General features: G+C 67.2%; 16 protein-coding genes. 5 read left to right on the plus strand and 11 right to left on the minus strand.

The window, feature by feature from the left end:
• Together WAW17_RS18955 and WAW17_RS18960 are read right to left on the minus strand one after the other, a co-directional pair.
• Positions 1-332: helix-turn-helix domain-containing protein (locus tag WAW17_RS18955; protein WP_422334476.1), on the minus strand; the 332-nt coding region annotated here is incomplete at its 3' end.
• Between the two features lie 71 nt (positions 333-403).
• A complete protein-coding gene (locus tag WAW17_RS18960) occupies positions 404-592 on the minus strand; it encodes a DUF1918 domain-containing protein (RefSeq protein WP_422334477.1) in 189 nt (62 codons plus the stop codon).
• A 150-nt stretch (positions 593-742) separates the two neighbouring features.
• Here WAW17_RS18960 and WAW17_RS18965 point away from each other — a divergent pair, with 150 nt between their 5' ends.
• Complete coding sequence (locus WAW17_RS18965) at positions 743-907, plus strand: hypothetical protein (protein ID WP_422334478.1); 165 nt, start codon at positions 743-745, stop codon at positions 905-907.
• A 37-nt stretch (positions 908-944) separates the two neighbouring features.
• Entirely contained in the window at positions 945-2,678 is a 1,734-nt protein-coding gene (gene treZ, locus WAW17_RS18970) for a malto-oligosyltrehalose trehalohydrolase (RefSeq protein WP_422334479.1), read from the plus strand.
• 100 nt (positions 2,679-2,778) lie between these two features.
• Here treZ and ilvA read toward each other — a convergent pair whose 3' ends face one another.
• Positions 2,779-4,128 carry a threonine ammonia-lyase IlvA gene (gene ilvA, locus WAW17_RS18975; RefSeq protein WP_422334480.1) on the minus strand — a complete coding sequence of 450 codons (1,350 nt, stop codon included), beginning with the start codon at positions 4,126-4,128 and terminating at the stop codon, positions 2,779-2,781.
• A 148-nt stretch (positions 4,129-4,276) separates the two neighbouring features.
• Positions 4,277-4,711, minus strand: a complete 435-nt coding sequence (locus WAW17_RS18980; RefSeq protein WP_422334481.1) for a nitroreductase family deazaflavin-dependent oxidoreductase — start codon at positions 4,709-4,711, stop codon at positions 4,277-4,279.
• 155 nt (positions 4,712-4,866) lie between these two features.
• Between WAW17_RS18980 and WAW17_RS18985 the strand changes: the two genes are divergently transcribed.
• Positions 4,867-5,076 carry a hypothetical protein gene (locus tag WAW17_RS18985; protein ID WP_422334482.1) on the plus strand — a complete coding sequence of 70 codons (210 nt, stop codon included), beginning with the start codon at positions 4,867-4,869 and terminating at the stop codon, positions 5,074-5,076.
• A gap of 43 nt (positions 5,077-5,119) precedes the next feature.
• Here WAW17_RS18985 and dnaE read toward each other — a convergent pair whose 3' ends face one another.
• The 7 genes from dnaE to lspA form a co-directional block, all read right to left on the minus strand.
• Positions 5,120-8,656 carry a DNA polymerase III subunit alpha gene (dnaE, locus tag WAW17_RS18990; RefSeq protein WP_422334483.1) on the minus strand — a complete coding sequence of 1,179 codons (3,537 nt, stop codon included), beginning with the start codon at positions 8,654-8,656 and terminating at the stop codon, positions 5,120-5,122.
• Between the two features lie 98 nt (positions 8,657-8,754).
• Positions 8,755-9,720, minus strand: coding sequence for an EamA family transporter RarD (gene rarD, locus WAW17_RS18995; RefSeq protein ID WP_422334484.1), 966 nt, complete (start codon positions 9,718-9,720; stop codon positions 8,755-8,757).
• Positions 9,721-9,778: 58 nt separating this feature from the next.
• Positions 9,779-10,354, minus strand: a complete 576-nt coding sequence (locus WAW17_RS19000) for a LemA family protein (RefSeq protein WP_422334485.1) — start codon at positions 10,352-10,354, stop codon at positions 9,779-9,781.
• A 39-nt stretch (positions 10,355-10,393) separates the two neighbouring features.
• Positions 10,394-12,169, minus strand: coding sequence for a DUF2207 domain-containing protein (locus WAW17_RS19005; protein ID WP_422334486.1), 1,776 nt, complete (start codon positions 12,167-12,169; stop codon positions 10,394-10,396).
• A 62-nt stretch (positions 12,170-12,231) separates the two neighbouring features.
• Positions 12,232-12,873 (minus strand): hypothetical protein, encoded by a 642-nt coding sequence (locus WAW17_RS19010; protein WP_422334487.1) that lies wholly within the window; start codon positions 12,871-12,873, stop codon positions 12,232-12,234.
• A 28-nt stretch (positions 12,874-12,901) separates the two neighbouring features.
• On the minus strand, positions 12,902-13,828 hold the full coding sequence (locus tag WAW17_RS19015) for an RluA family pseudouridine synthase (RefSeq protein WP_422334488.1): 927 nt from the start codon (positions 13,826-13,828) through the stop codon (positions 12,902-12,904).
• Positions 13,825-14,472, minus strand: coding sequence for a signal peptidase II (gene lspA, locus WAW17_RS19020; protein ID WP_422334489.1), 648 nt, complete (start codon positions 14,470-14,472; stop codon positions 13,825-13,827). The genes WAW17_RS19015 and lspA overlap by 4 nt, the downstream gene beginning before the upstream one ends.
• A gap of 51 nt (positions 14,473-14,523) precedes the next feature.
• Here lspA and WAW17_RS19025 point away from each other — a divergent pair, with 51 nt between their 5' ends.
• Together WAW17_RS19025 and WAW17_RS19030 are read left to right on the plus strand one after the other, a co-directional pair.
• Entirely contained in the window at positions 14,524-15,480 is a 957-nt protein-coding gene (locus WAW17_RS19025) for a hypothetical protein (RefSeq protein ID WP_422334490.1), read from the plus strand.
• Positions 15,465-16,250 (plus strand): sensor domain-containing protein, encoded by a 786-nt coding sequence (locus WAW17_RS19030; protein WP_422334491.1) that lies wholly within the window; start codon positions 15,465-15,467, stop codon positions 16,248-16,250. Before WAW17_RS19025 ends, WAW17_RS19030 begins: the two co-directional genes overlap by 16 nt.
• Positions 16,251-16,310 lie beyond the last annotated feature (60 nt).

Consider the following 16,310-nt stretch of genomic DNA (forward strand, 5'->3'; position numbering starts at 1 on the left):
CAGCTGAACCCGACCACTTCGTCGAGGAGGCGTTCGCCAGGATCGCCGCCTCGTTCTGCGCCGATCCTGTCCGCGTCCGCGGCGACCGCAGGATGGCTTTCGATCGTCACCGCCAGCACCTCGTGGAAGAGTTCCGCCTTCCCACCGGGAAAGGCGCTGAACACGGTACGGACAGCAACTCCGGCGACGTCGGCGATGTCCCGCACAGTGGTGCTGACGTAGCCCCGTTCGGTGAACAACCGGGCCGCGGCGTCGCGCACGAGAACACGGGTGCGACGCGCCGAGTCCTCCCGCAGCGGCGAACGGTACGACCTCTTGGCGGGTTCCGGCACCGTTACATACTAGGCGCAGTGGATGCATCGAGGGTGCATCCGAACCTGCATGCGCCCTACCAGCCGAGACGTCATTTCTTCGGGTGTTCCACCCAGGCATCGGAGCCGGGGAACACGAGAACCTCATGGCCGTCGTCGTAGCGCACAAGGTACGGCGGCTCTCCGTTCTCCCCATGCACTTCGATCACTTCGGCAGTCTGCGCATGTTCCCCGACAACCCTGCCCTGAACGTGCAATCGGTCTCCGACCGCTACATGCATGACTTCCTCCTCACGAGTCTCGAGTCCCTCCTTCCAGCTTGCTACTTCGGAATCCGCGACGAAAGAGCAGACGCGGTTTCACGGCAACATAGTTGTCATCGGTCCGCGCAAAGTTCGACACCGGCCGTCGCCCGGTGTCACTGTGGGGAGATGGCTACCTACCGATACCTGGACAAGGACCGCAACCTTCTCGAGGAACACGACTTCGGCACCGTGCAGGATGCGGAGGAGTACCGGTTGTCCGTCCTCGGCGCCGAGATCATCGAGGAGGCCGACAATTCCGGAGGAGGGGCTTCCGGAGAATCCGGCGACTGACGCTGCGGGCCGCGAAGCGGGCAGGCATGCTGGGCGTGTGCACACCTTCGAGGTATGGGCTCCGATCCCGACATCCGTTCGCGTAGAGGTCGACGGCATCCGCCACGACATGAACCCGTCTCCCGGAGGGTGGTGGCGAGCAACAGTCGACGCGGCACCCGGCTCCCGGTACGCCTTTCTCGTCGACGACGACGCTACGCTGCTGCCCGACCCCTGCTCCCCACGGCAGCCCGACGGCGTTCACGCACCCTCCCAGCTGCACACCCTCGCCGAGAGCGGCTGGACCGACTCGCGGTGGACCGGCCGGCAGCTCGCCGGATCCGTCATCTACGAGCTGCATGTCGGTACGTTCACTCCGGAGGGAACGTTCGACGCCGCTATCGGCCGACTCGACCATCTCGTGGCTCTCGGTATCGACTTCGTGGAGCTGATGCCCGTGAACGGGTTCAACGGAATTCACAACTGGGGTTACGACGGCGTCCTGTGGTATACGGTGCACGAGGCGTACGGCGGGCCGGACGGCCTACAGCGACTCGTCGACGCCTGCCACGCCCGCGGTCTCGCGGTTGCTCTCGACGTCGTCTACAACCATCTCGGCCCCTCGGGGAACTACCTCGAACGCTTCGGGCCCTACCTCACCGAGGGCTCCAACGCATGGGGACGAAGCATCAACCTGGATGGCCCCTCGAGCGGTGAGGTCCGCCGATACATCATCGACAACGCACTCCGCTGGTTCCGGGATTTCCACATCGACGCATTGCGACTCGATGCCGTGCATGCGCTCATGGACCACACCGCGGTACACATCCTCGAGGAACTGACCATCGAGACACGCAGGCTCTCGGCCCATCTGCGACGTCCGCTGACCCTCATCGCCGAGAGCGATCTCAACGATCCCCGGCTGATCACCTCCCGCTCGGGTGGCGGCTACGGCCTCGACGCCCAGTGGGACGACGATGTTCATCACGCCGTCCACGCCGCGGTGTCGGGCGAGCGGCAGGGTTATTACGGCGATTTCGGTTCGCTGTCCTGCCTGGCGGACACGTTGCGGCAGGGCTGGTTCCATGCCGGGACCTATTCGACGTTCCGTGGCCGCCTGCACGGTCGTCCGCTGGACACGCGCCGGACTCCCGCCAGTGCCCTGGTGACGTACACGTGTACTCATGACCAGATCGGCAACCGCGCGACCGGCGACCGTCCGGGCAGCTATCTCGACTCCGGACAGCTGGCGGTGAAAGCCGCCCTCATTCTCTGCTCACCCTTCACCCCGATGCTCTTCATGGGCGAGGAATGGGGAGCGAGTACACCGTTCCAGTTCTTCACCTCGCATCCCGAACCCGAACTGGCCCGTGCTACCGCGGAGGGCCGCAAGGCCGAGTTCGGCGCGCACGGGTGGGACACGGACGAGATCCCCGATCCGCAGGACCCGGAGACGTTCGAACGCTCCAAACTGGCGTGGGACGAGCTCGCCGAGCAACCCCATGCACGCCTTCTCGACTGCTACCGCACCCTGGTGCGTCTGCGTCGTGAACGCGCCGAACTCACCGATCCGTGGCTGCCGAGCTTGTCGGTGGACTATGACGAGGACGAGCGCTGGATCGTGCTGCGTCGTGGCGCTCTACGGTTGGCGTGCAATCTCGGACCGCAACCCGTGACCGTCCCCGTCGGCGGCACCCCGGTGCTCTGGTGGGACCCGGCGACCCAGGACGAGACGGCGTCGGCGACCGTCGTACCCGGTCATTCCTTCGTGCTACTCGACCGCGCCGTCTGAGGACCGGGGATGCGGGCGGTCACCCCCGCCGCCGTATGCATGCCGTCGACGAACGCGGTCTGCACCGATTCCCAGAGGCCGGTACCGCGTCGGTTGCAGCTCAGGTCAGGTAGCGATACGCGGGACTACCCGGCTCCAGCCGCTCCACCTGCATTTGCGAATGTTCCATCCGCTCGAGCAGGTCGCCCAGCGCCTCGGCCTTGCCGAGTTCGATACCCACCAGCGCGGCGCCGGTTTCCCGGTTGTTGCGCTTGACGTATTCGAACAGCGTGATGTCGTCCTCCTGCCCGAGGACCTCGTCCAGGAACCGGCGCAGCGCACCCGGCTCCTGAGGGAAATCGACCAGGAAGTAGTGCTTGAGGCCCAGATGGACCAGCGAGCGCTCGAGGATCTCGCCGTAGCGGGAGACGTCGTTGTTGCCGCCGGAGATCAGGCAGACGACCGTGGAACCCGGGTCGAAGGCGATGCCACCGAGGGCCGTGACGGACAGCGCGCCCGCAGGCTCGGCGATGATGCCTTCGTTCTGATAGAGCTCGAGCATCGTTGTGCAGATGGCACCCTCGTCGACATTCGTCATGACGAAGCTCTCGGCATCCAAGCGAACGGTCGCCGGCCCATTCGCCCGGCTCGGCGAGTGCGACACCACCTCGGCGCCGAGAGCAGACACCACATCGTAGGGAAGGTCACCGACTCGTTTGACGGAAGCGCCGTCGACAAACGGATCGACCTCCGTGAGTGTCACCGGACCACCGGCCACCAGTGCAGCCGTCATCGAGGCAGCCCCGGAGGGCTCGACCCCCACGATCGCCGCCCGTGGCGCGTGCGCGCGGAGGTAGGCGGCGATACCGGCGAGGCAGCCACCACCGCCGACCGGAACCACCACCGTGTCCGGTGCCGTGCCGAGTTGCGCGAGCACCTCTGCTGCGATGGTGCCCTGGCCGGCAGCAGTGCGGACGTCGTCGAAGGGCGGGACCATGGTCGCACCGGTGCGCCGCACATCCTCGGCCGCAGCCGCGGCAGCCGCATCGAACGAATCTCCCGTGAGGATCAATTCGACGAATTCGCCGCCGTGGGCACGAATCCGGTCACGCTTCTGCTTGGGAGTGTTCGTCGGGACGTAGATCCGTCCGGTGATCTGCATCGTGCGACAGGCGAACGCCACGCCCTGCGCGTGGTTGCCCGCGCTGGCGGTGACCACTCCGGCACGACGCTCCGCGTCCGAGAGCTGGGCCATGAGGTTGTAGGCGCCGCGCAGTTTGTAGGAACGGACCACCTGCAGGTCCTCGCGCTTGAGATACACGTTGGCACCGGTGAGGGCCGACAGCCGCTCGCTCCATTGCAGTGGTGTGGCGGCGATGATGTGCGCAATTCGCTCGATGGCAGCGTCGATCTCGCTCGCGGCGAGAGGCGAGGTGGACTTCGGGGCTGCGGTATCGGGCGTAGGGGACACCCGAATATGGTCCCACTCCCGGACCACGCGCAACCAGCCGGGTTCAGCCGCGCGGGCCGAACCGCGACGGCCTCTGCCCGTTGCCGACCTCGGACTTCGACTGCCGGAAGAGATCCACGTCGATCCCGGGCGCTGGGAATCTGAGCCTTCAGGCGGGTTCGAGGACGAAGACCGGGATCTGGCGGTCGGTCTTCTTCTGGTAGTCGGCGTAGTCGGGGAACGCGGCGACCGACCGCTCCCACCACACGGCCTTCTCGTCACCGGTGACCTCCCGGGCCACCATGTCCTGCGTGACGGTGCCGTCGCGCAACTCCACGTGTGGATCGGCCTTGACGTTGTGGTACCAGACCGGATTCCGGGGTGCGCCCCCGAGCGAGGCCACGATCGCGTACTTGCCCTCGTATTCGACCCGCATCAACGGCGTCTTGCGCAATCTGCCGGACTTGGCGCCGCGAGTGGTGAGCAGGACAACCGGCTTCCCCATCAGAGTTGTTCCCTTTTCACCACCCGACGACTCGATCAACTCGGCCTGGTCGGCGGCCCATTGAGACGGACTCGGTTCGTATTCACCTGTGAGTGGCATGTGGTCCAGTCAACCCCGCGCGGCGAGGACTCGCTACCGATCGAGCACGTCCATGCCCCACATCGATTTGTTCGTTGGCCCGAACTCGGAGTTGCGAGTACCCTGATCCCACGAGGAACGACCGGACCTCCATGATCCGAGCGAGGTGACCCGCAGTGACCACACCCGACGTTGATCGCGTGCGCACGGTGGATATCGCAGGCACCGATTGGCCGCGCTACAAGCTCGACGCGCTGGGCCTCGCGCTGGCGTTCTTCGCCCTGGCCCTCGTTCTGTCCCACACCATGCAGGTGGCGGTACTCACCGCCGCCGCCGTCGCGGTACTCGTGTGGTGGGTGGGCAAGCTGTACTCCCCCCGTTCGTAACTCGCTCCCGATCAGCCGGCGATGCGGCCGCACGGCGAGGCAACTACACGGCAAGGCATCCCGGACCCAGCAGCGCCTTGAGGTCACCCATCAACGCCGACGACGGCTCCACCCGCAGACTGTCGTCGACCTTGAGCATGGTGATCCGCTCACCACTGATCAGCCGCAGGTGCACGTCCGATGTTCCGGGGTGCCGCGTCAGCACCTGCCTGAGCGCTCCCACCTTGTCCGGCGTGCACAACCGTGCCGGCAGGCTCACCGCGAGAGGCTTCGCCACTCCGACCGCGGAAAGATCTGGTACGGCAAGATCGTTGGCGATGAGCGAGATCCGGTCGTCGCGGATCGAGACGCGAGCCTTGACGAGTACGACGGAGTCTTCCGTGACGTCCATTCCGTATACCGAGTAGGCCTGCGGGAAGAACAGCACCTCGATCCCACCGGACAGATCCTCGAGCTGAGCCGACGCCCAGGTGAGACCGTTCTTGTTGATGCGCCGGTTCACCGACGCGAGGATGCCGCCGACGGTGACCTGGGCACCGTCCTTGATGTCGCCCTCCAGAATGGTGGGGATCGCGGTATCCGCCTGGGCGGAGAGCACATGCTCGACACCGTTGAGCGGATGCCCGGACACGTAGAGGCCCAGCATCTCCCGCTCCAACGCGAGCCGATGCTTCGATTCCCACTCTTCGTCGGGAATCTTCACGTTGAACACCGACGAGATCGCGTCGTCCGCGTCGGCACCACCGAACAGATCGAACTGCCCGATCGCCTCGGCCTTCTTGGTGCCCATCACCGCATCGATCGCGTCGGCGTGGACCAACATGAGCCCCTTGCGCGGATGGCCGAGTGAATCGAAGCCACCGGCCTTGATGAGCGATTCGGTCACCTTCTTCGAGCAGGCCGCCGCGTCGATCTTGTTCAGATAGTCGGAGAAGTCGGTGAACTTCGACTTTTCCTTGCGCGCCTTGATGATCGACGCCACCACGTTGGCACCGACGTTGCGCACCGCACCCATGCCGAACCGGATGTCCTCACCGACGGACGCGAAGTTGACCTCCGACTCGTTGACGTCCGGCGGAAGGACAGTGATGCCCATCCTCCGGCAGTCGGCGAGATAGATCGCGGCCTTGTCCTTGTCATCACCGACCGACGTGAGCAGCCCGGCCATGTACTCGGCGGGATAGTTGGCCTTGAGGTAGCCGGTCCAGAACGACACCAGACCATAGCCGGCGGCGTGCGACTTGTTGAATGCGTATCCGGCGAACGGAAGGATCGTGTCCCAGAGCGCCTTGATGGCAGGCTCGGAGAAGTTGTTGGCCAGCATGCCCTCACGGAACCCGGCGTACGCCTCCTCCAGGACGGAGAGCTTCTTCTTACCCATGGCTCGACGCAGAATGTCTGCCTGACCGAGCGAGTATCCGGCCACCTTCTGCGCGATCTGCATGATCTGCTCCTGGTAGACGATCAGGCCGTAGGTATCGGCCAGGATCTCCTTCAGGGGCTCCTCGAGTTCCGGGTGAATCGGCTTGACCTCTTGCCGGCCGTTTTTTCGATCGGCGTAGTCGTTGTGCGCGTTCATGCCCATCGGACCGGGACGATACAGCGCGAGCACCGCGACGATGTCCCCGAATCCGGTGGGCTGCATGCGGCGCAGCAGGTCGCGCATGGCGCTGCCGTCGAGCTGGAACACGCCGAGAGTGTCTCCGCGGGAGAGCAGCTCGTAAGTGGCGGGGTCGTCGAGCGGCAAGGTGTCGAGGTCGAGGTCGATTCCCCGGTTGGCCTTGATGTTGTCGATGGCGTCACCGATGACGGTGAGGTTGCGCAGCCCGAGGAAGTCCATCTTCAACAGGCCGATGGCCTCACACGACGGGTAGTCCCATCCCGTGATGATGGCGCCGTCCTGGGCGCGCTTCCACACCGGGATGGCGTCCATCAGCGGTTCGGACGACATGATGACCGCGCACGCGTGCACACCGGCGTTACGGATCAGACCCTCGAGTCCCTTGGCCGTCTGGTAGATCTTCGCGACGTCCGGGTTGGAGTCGATGAGGGCGCGAACCTCCACCGCTTCCTTGTATCGCTCGTGGTTGGGGTCCGTGATGCCGGACACGGAGATGTCCTTGGCCATGATGGGCGGCGGCAGCGCCTTGGTGATCTGATCGGCGATGGCGAAGCCCGGTTGACCGAACTGGACGCGGGCGGAGTCCTTGATGGCCGCTTTCGTCTTGATCGTGCCGAACGTGATGACCTGGGCGACACGGTCGCTGCCCCACTTGTCGGTGGCGTAGCGGACCATCTCACCGCGCCGGCGATCGTCGAAGTCGATATCGATATCGGGCATGGACACGCGTTCGGGGTTGAGGAACCGCTCGAACAGCAGACCGTGCGGAATGGGATCGATATTGGTGATACCCATCGCGTACGCGACGAGCGAGCCGGCCGCAGAACCACGGCCGGGCCCGACGCGGATGCCGACCTCGCGTGCATGGTTGATGAGGTCACCGACCACGAGAAAGTATGCGGGGAAACCCATTTCGAGAATGACGCCGATCTCGTAGTCGGCGCGGTCGAGGTACTCCTGCGGCGGCCCACCCGGGAAACGGCGGTCGAGGCCACTCAGAACTTCCTTACGCAGCCACGTGCCCTGTGTCTCGCCTTCCGGGACCGGGAAGATCGGCATCCGGTCGTGGTGCGCCCACACGTCGTCGTAGGCCTGCACACGCTCGGCGATCAGCAGAGTGTTGTCACACGCCCCGGGCACCTGGTCGTCCCACAGCGCGCGCATCTCCTGCGCCGACTTGAGGTAGTAGCCGTCACCGTCGAACTTGAAGCGAGTGGGGTCGGACAGCGTCTTTCCGGTCTGGATGCACAAGAGCGCTTCGTGGTTCTCTGCGGCGTCCTTGGTGACGTAGTGGCAGTCGTTGGTGACCAGCGGCGGGATGCCCAGCTTCTTGCTGATCTCGAGCAGGCCCTCACGCACTCGCCGTTCGATCGACAGTCCGTGGTCCATCAGCTCGAGGAAGAAGTTGTCCCGACCCCAGATCTCCTGCCACTTGGCGGCCGCTTCGAGCGCCTCGCGGTCGTGACCGAGCCGCAGCCGCGTCTGGATCTCGCCGGACGGGCAACCGGTGGTGGCGATGATGCCCTCGTGATGCGCGGCGATGAGTTCCTCGTCCATACGCGCCCACTTGCCCAGCTGGCCCTCGATGGACGCGAGCGAAGACAACTTGAACAGGTTCCGCAGGCCGGTGGCGTTCTCCGCCACCATCGTCATGTGCGTGTACGCACCGCTACCGGACACGTCGTCCGACTTCTGACTGCGGTCGCCCCACAGCACACGCTTGGTGTTGAACCGGGACTCCGGTGCGATGTACGCCTCGATGCCGATGATCGGCTTGATGCCCTGCTTCTTGGCGACGTTGTAGAACTCACTGGCGCCGTACATGTTGCCGTGGTCGGTCATTCCCACCGCCGGCATACCCAGTCTCTCGGCCTCTTCGAACATCGCGGCAACCTTGGCCGCACCGTCGAGCATCGAGTACTCGGTGTGATTGTGCAGATGTACGAACGAGTCAGCCACGTGCGCCTCTCTGAAGGTCTGGGAGCCTCACGAGTGTAGGCCCTGGGACCGACAGCTCCGTCCGCTCGACGGGGGTGTCGGAGAAGTCGTGACGAGAGTTACGAAACGTGCTGCTGTGACGTCGGGATGTTCCGCCGCTCCCGCCGAACCCGCGCCAGCGCATCGCCGGTGAAGATGGCGAGAGCAACCCAGATCAGCGAGAAACCGATCCACCGGGATGCGGGCATGTCCTCGTGCAGCACGGCGACACCCCACGCCATCTGCAGCGCGGGTGTGAGGTACTGCAACATGCCGAGGGTGCGCAGCGGCACACGCTGCGCGGCGGCCCCGAAAAGCAACAGCGGCAGTGCGGTCACCGGCCCCGCGGCCATGAGCAGGAGCTTGTGATCGACACCGTGCTCCAGGAAGGTGCCCGCTCCGGTGAGCGCCAGAAACACCAGGTACCCGAGCGCGAACGGTGCAGCCACGATCCCCTCCGCCGTGAGACTCGTCCGCGGATCGAGCGGCACCACCTTCTTGCACAGTCCGTACAGCGCGAAGGACGCGGCGAGGGTCAGAGCGATAAACGGCGGATGCCCGTAGTCGACGGTGATCACGACCACCGCGGCGGCGGCGAGCGCCAGTGCCACGATCTGCGCCCGGACCAGGCGCTCCCGGAAGAGAACGACGCCCAGCACGACGCTCACGAGCGGGTTGATGAAGTATCCGAGTGCGGTCTCGACGACCCGGCCGGAGACGACGCCGTAGATGTACATGCCCCAATTCACGGCGATCGCCGTCGAGGCCGCGGCAACGAGCATCCAGGTCCGAGCCGCCAGCCCCCGCAGGCTGCGCAGACGTCCGGATACCGCAAGCACCACGAACATCAGGGCCAAGGTCCAGACGACACGGTGGGCCAGGATCTCCACCGGGCCCGCCGGACCGAGCAGACCGAAGAACGCCGGAAACGCGCCCCACAGGACGTACGCCCCCACCCCGCACGCAGCGCCGACGGTATTGCGGGACGCGGGGCCGCGGGACGCGCGGCGGTAGGAAAGGGTGCTGCGGGAGGCGGGGCCGGTCACCGGTCAACGGTAGGGTCCGGCCTCGCAGAAGCGGCCGGCGGGTCGCCGGCAGCCCGGATCAGAAGGCGACGGCGGGGGGCAGCTCCGCACCGGGCGGAGCCTCGTAGAAGTCGCGCCGGCTCACCCCGGCCGGGCCGGCGAAGAACATCCACGGCATCGTTGCGAGCGAGGTGTTGAGCCGACCGGCGGCGTCGTTGTAGTACTGGCGTGCGAACGCCAGCTGGTCCTCGGTCTGTCCCAGTTGCCGTTGCAGGTCCAGGAAGTTCGCGGACGCCTTCAGATCCGGATAGTTCTCGGCCACCGCGAGCACGTCGAACACCGCCTTCTCGAGACGCGCGTCGGCCTGAGCCTTTTGCCCGACGGTGCCGCCGGCAGTGGCGTTCTTCACCGCCGTGCGCGCCGCGGTCACCTCCTCGAGCACCGACTTCTCATGCCCCGCATACCCCTTCACCGTCGCGACCAGGTTCGGCACCAGATCGGCGCGGCGGCTCAACTGCACGTCGATGCCACCCAGCGCCTCCTGCGCGAGCACGTCACCGCGCCGGAGCCGGTTGAACCCGACCACGAACAACACACCGAGAGCCGCCACGAGCGCCACGATCACCACCACGACTATCACGAGTGCAGTCACCATCGGATCATTCTCCATTCCTCGGTTCGATGTACGTCCGTCTCACCACGAACCACCGCCGCCGCCTCCTCCTCCTCCGCCCCCGCCGCCGGACGACGAGGACTGCGAGGCGCTGTAGGCCCCGATCGAAGACGACAACGCCGATTCGAAGCTGTCGAATCCCTCGGACATCGATGCGAAGCCGGACGCGCCGACGGGATACGGATACCAGGCGGGCCAAGGCGGCTCGGTGCCGGTCGCGGTGCGGTACTTCGCCGCCCACTCGTCGGCTACCCCGAACGCGACCGCATACGGAATGAAGCGGGCGTACAGGTCTTTCTCCGCGGAGAACCGGTACCGGTCCTCGCTCGACGGCGTGGCCAGCATGCGACGAAAGCCTCCCGCGCGGGACCACAGTTCACGACCGGGCCCGGTGCGCCGAGCGCCGGCCTCGGGCCGCAGCAGTTCCCAGCCGCCGAGGACGAACGCCGCCGCGGGCAGGCCCCACATGGTCGGCCACAGCGGCACCACGAACCCGGTGACCACGAACCCGCCGACCGCGATCACCGCTGCCGCCACCACAGCGACCTTGCCGACCCACTCGCGCGGCGCCACCGTGACGTACCCGGTGTCGCGTGCCCAGCGTTTACACGCCGACGTCAGCGCACCCTCGGCCTTCGACAACTTCTCCCCCGCGCCCACCGATCCGTCGGCATGGAAGGTGCCACCGGAGCCGGTGAGCTCCAGCCGGTCCCCGACCGCGCGGGTCACCTCGTCCACCTGCTGCCACCGCTGCGCGTCCGCGGATCCGCGCACCCACCAACTGTCCTCGCCGTTCCGCTCGAGAGTGACCAGACCCTCTTCGGCGGCGTAGAGCAGACTGGCCGTGAGCGCTGCCGACCCCACTTTCTCGTCGGTGACGTACACCGCCTGCACCGGGCCGAGCCCGTCCGGCGGGGCGTACAGCACGGGTAGTCCGGGGGTGGGCTCGCGGGCCGACCACGCCCAGCGGGCCCCGGCCGCGAGCGCGAGCAGGCTCAGCACCGCCACCAGGGCCACCGGAGCCGGAGTGCGGCCCAGAATCGGATCCCACGCCACCGTCCACGGCACGGTGTCTCGGGCGGGTGCGTCGAGATCCAGGCCGATGCGCACGTTGATCGGAGTACGCGGCCCCAACCCGGTGGCGCCGAAAGTGACGGTCTCGGTCCCGGCCCCGCCGACCTCGCATGCGGTGACCTGCGCAGAGCACTCCACCAGACCCGACGGGACGGGCAGGTGCACGGTCACGTCGGCGCGCTCGATCGGCATCTGCCAGCCGGCGGCGACCACACTCCAGTGGAACACCGAGCCTTCCGGACCCGCCGTTCCGGCAACGGTGTCGAATGTCGCGGTGCTCGCGCCGGGCGGGTCGAGCACGCCGTCGATCGTGTACTCGATGCGGTACACCTGGGTGCCGGCATCGACGTACCGGTCGGCATCGCCGACCTTCGCCACGAAGAACCGCCGCCCGGGCTGCTGCCAGCTCGTCTCGTACGGTTCCGGCGCTCCGTCCCGCGTGATCTCGGTGATTTCGGGAATGTGCCGCACATGCGGATCGGCTCCGGTGGTGACGTCCCAGAACCTGAAGATGCCGTGCCGGCCGGTCGGGAACTCGGCCGTGACGGTCTCCACTGCCGTGAGTGAACCCTCGGCGTCGACCGTGTAATCGGCGACGTACCGCGAGATGACGACGGGATCGTCGACGCCCGCCCCTCCGTCTTCTCCGAGGATTGCGAACAGCGGCCACAACAGACCCGCGGCCGTGAGCAACGCCACAAGTGAGTACCCCACGACTCGCATCGCGTCACCGTACTCGCGATCCGGCCGACTTTCGCGCCGGAACGGGAGTGTCGCACGTCGGATCAGGGTTCACCGTCGTCCGGGCCGGGAGCCACCACGTCGACGTGCTCGGGCAGCAGTGGAGTGACCGAGACCCGACCGGCGGTCGCATCGCGAGGCAACGCTTCGACGGCCCGCACCAGGGGGCCGGCCGCGATCTCCCTCAGCTGATCGGGCACCGCCCGGACCACGACACCGACGACACAGGCACAACCGGCGAGCAGGCGGTCCGCGGACACCGACGCGATGCGGGCCGCCCGGTCGCCACCCGGTGCGGTGGCCTGAAGCCGTCCGGCCGCCACCGCGGGCGCCCGCCGCAGCGCCTCCTGATTGTCGGGGACGGCCACCGCGACGAGTGGGGTCTGGACCCGGTCGAGGGGTACCCGCAGCAGCACCTGCGAGACCCGGGGTCCGCCGGGTAACGCGGCGACCGCGTCGATCGTGACCGGATCGGTGAACGACACCAGCGCCCACCGCGGATCGGTATCGGTGGCGTCCGTGCCGCCGATCAGCCCGCCCGCGGCGCGGGCGAGATAGTCGGCGACGACCTCGCCGTTCGCCGGACCCAGCGCGTCCGTCGCCACGGGGGCGCGCCGAACCGGATGGAGAGCACCGAGAATCACCACCACTGCCACGAGTATCGCGGCGACAGCGACTTCTCGCACTGCACTCGGGGGGGTGCGGCGAACCACCTCAGCTCGACCGGAGAACCTCGAGGGCGTGCTCGAGATCCTTCGGGTACTTGGAGGTGATCTCGACCCATCTCCCGTCCGCGGGGTGCGCGAACCCGAGCGAACGCGCGTGCAGCCACTGGCGTTCGAGCCCAAGACGTTCCGCGAGACGCGGATCGGCCCCGTAGGTGAGATCACCGCAGCACGGGTGCCGCAGCGCGGCGAAGTGGACGCGGATCTGGTGGGTGCGGCCCGTCTCCAGGTGGACGTCGAGCAGGCTTGCAGCCTGGAACGCCTCCACGGTGTCGTAGTGCGTGATGCTGGGCTTGCCGTCCGCGGTGACCGTGAACTTCCAGTCGTTGCTGCGGTGACGTCCGATAGGTGCGTCGATGGTCCCGCTGCTCGGATCGGGGTGGCCCTGCACCAGCGCGTGGTACCGCTTGTCTATGGTGCGCTGCTTGAACGCGCGCTTGAGCACCGTGTAAGCCCGCTCCGAGGTCGCGACCACCATCACACCGGAGGTGCCCACGTCGAGCCGGTGGACGATGCCCTGCCGCTCGTGCGCGCCGGACGTCGAGATCCGGAAGCCCGCAGCGGCGAGACCGCCGATCACGGTCGGTCCGGTCCAGCCCACGCTCGCGTGCGCGGCGACACCGACCGGCTTGTCGACGGCGACGACGTCGTCGTCCGCATAGAGGATCTCCATGCCCTCCACGGGTTCTGCCTCGATGGCCAGTGGGCGCGGAGGCTCCGGCAGTTCCACCTCGAGCCAGGTTCCGGCGGACAACCGATCCGACTTCCCGGCGGGCGCACCGTCGATCAGAACCGACCCTTCTTCGGTGAGCTGCGCCACCGCGGTACGCGACAGTCCGAGAAGTCGCGCGATGCCGGCGTCGACGCGCATCGCGTCCAGCCCGTCCGGCACCGGCATCGACCGTGTTTCCCTCACTTCTTCACTCCCTTACGTGTGCCGTCGGGTTCGAAACCGAACAGGGTGAGTACGACGAGCAGCACGGCACCGCACACGATTGCAGAGTCCGCGACGTTGAACACCGGCCACCACCCGACCGACACGAAGTCCACGACATGACCCTGCATCACTCCGGGCGAACGGAAGAAACGGTCGACGAGGTTGCCGAGGGCTCCACCGAGCACCAGTCCCAGCCCGAGCGCCCACCACGGCGAACGCAGCGTGCGCCCGATCTTGATGACGCCGATGACGACACCGACTGCCACGAGGGTGAGCAACCAAGTCATTCCGGTGGCCATCGAGAAGGCGGCGCCCGGGTTACGCACCATCCGCAGCGACACGACATCGCCGAGCAGCCATACGGGCTTGCCGGGTTCGATGAAGGCCACCGCGAGCAGCTTCGTCAGCAGATCCGCACCCAGTATCACCGTCGCCACGACGGCCAGCAGCCGCATCCGCAGACGCCGCGGCGCCTCGGTCGTGGCCGCCTCCGGGGTGTCGCCCTCGTTCCGGACAGGGGTGTCGCTGCTGCTGCCGGCACCCGATGTGGCGCTGTCGTTCCGCACGCGGCCTTCGGTGTCGTTCTCTGCGGGGGGGTCTTGACTCACCAGTCCATCATCCACTACCGAGGCAAGGCGCCGTTCACGCGCTCCTGCGCACACTAACCTGGGGGCGTGCCACTGTTCTCGAACGTTCTGCGATCCCCATCCTGTCTGCTCGCCGCGACCCTGTCCCTCCTCGCTCTGACGACAGGTTGCGGAGGTGACGACGAGTCCTCGCAGCCCGGAGCCGCGGACTCCGCGACCACGGCCGCCGAGGTGACGGTCCCGATCTCCGCCACCACGGTTGTGCTTCTCCGGCCCGGCGACGAACCCCGCGAGTTGATCCGGCGCACACCGCCGGCGGACGCGACGCAGGAGGTGCGGCTGACCACCAGTGCGCAGGTGCTCCAGCAGATCGACGATCAGCCCGCCCAGGACTTCTCTTCCCCCGAGATCACGGTGCCCCTCTCCGCAGTGATCTCCCGTCCGGACGCGGGCGGCGGTGCGAGCACCCTGGTCGACCTCACGCTCGGGGACATCACGAGTCCCGAGGGGCGCCTCGCCGATGCCCTCGAGGCGAGCAGCGGTTCCGGTGCCGGTCTCACCGTCGACCCCAGCGGAGCTGTCACCGCACTGCGCCTGCGACCGGCCTCCGATTCGCAGGACATCGCGCGCTCGGCCATCGAGCAGGCCTTCTACCAGGCCGCCTATCGTATGATCGCGTTCCCGGCCGAGCCGGTCGGCGTGGGCGGCCAGTGGACGATCCACCAACGGGTGATGAGCGGAATCACTCTCGACCAGACCACCACCGTGACTCTTGCCGCGCGTGAGGGCGACCGGCTGACCGTCGACTACACGATTGCCCAGACACCGCAGTCCCCCGTGTGGCAGCTTCCCGGTGATTCGGGGACGCTGACCGTCGACCAGTACGTGATGGAGGGTACGGGCACGATGACCATCGACCTCGGCCTGCCGTTGCCGGTGGAGGGAACGGTGACGATGGGCGGCGACCAGCAATACAGCGATCCGGACGGCGGGACCCGTCTGCATCAGACCACCTCCAATCGCGTCCAGTGGGCATCGTCGTGATGTGTCGCGGCGCAGTGGCCGCTGTGTGTTCGGTGCTCACGGCTCTCGCGCTGTCGGGGTGTTCGTCCGATCCCGGCGCCGAGGACCCCGCAACCGCGGAACAACTCCCGCCGCTCGGACCCGCCGTCACCGTGTCCCCGGGGGCTGCGTCCCCGAACGGTCAGGGCGCGGCGTTCACCGATCCGGCGGCGTTGCGCGCGGCGCTGCTGGACGTCACCGACCTCCCTGCCGGTTTCGCTCGGCTCGCGGACCCGGAGATGGATCTCGGTCTTCCTCCGGCGTCCGAGTCGTCGGATACGGATAACTCGAGCACCACACCCACCGAGTGTGAAGCGGTTCTCGCGGAGATCGCCGATCAGCAGCCGGGCGTGCTTGCGTCGGCGGCGAACTGGTTCAGCGGACCGAATTTCGCATCCGTCGACCAGGACGCGGCCGGCTATCCGACACCCGCGGACGCCGCCCGGGCCTTCGCGGGCGTCCAGGACACCCTCTCGCGCTGCACCGAGTTCTCGGGAACCGACGCCGACGGCGTGCCGGTGTCGTACCGGGTGGGTGGGCGCGAGCAGGCTCGGACCGGGGACGGCTCGGTGGCGTTCCGGCTCGTCACCACCAGCGAAGGTCTGAGCCTGGTCTCCGACGTGGTGATCGCGATCGTCGGTAGCACCGTCACCCAGCTCGTGGCATCCGCCCAGGAACCGATCGACCCGGGTGTCCTCGAGGACCTCACCCGGACCGCGGTAGCCCGCCTCGCACCCTCGGTCGCCCGCTGACTACCGGAACGACAAGATGCCGGCAACCCCTCGGAGGGGCGCCGGCATCTCGGTGAAGAA

Source organism: Rhodococcus sp. (in: high G+C Gram-positive bacteria), assembly GCF_049286785.1.
GTDB lineage: Bacteria > Actinomycetota > Actinomycetes > Mycobacteriales > Mycobacteriaceae > Rhodococcus_F.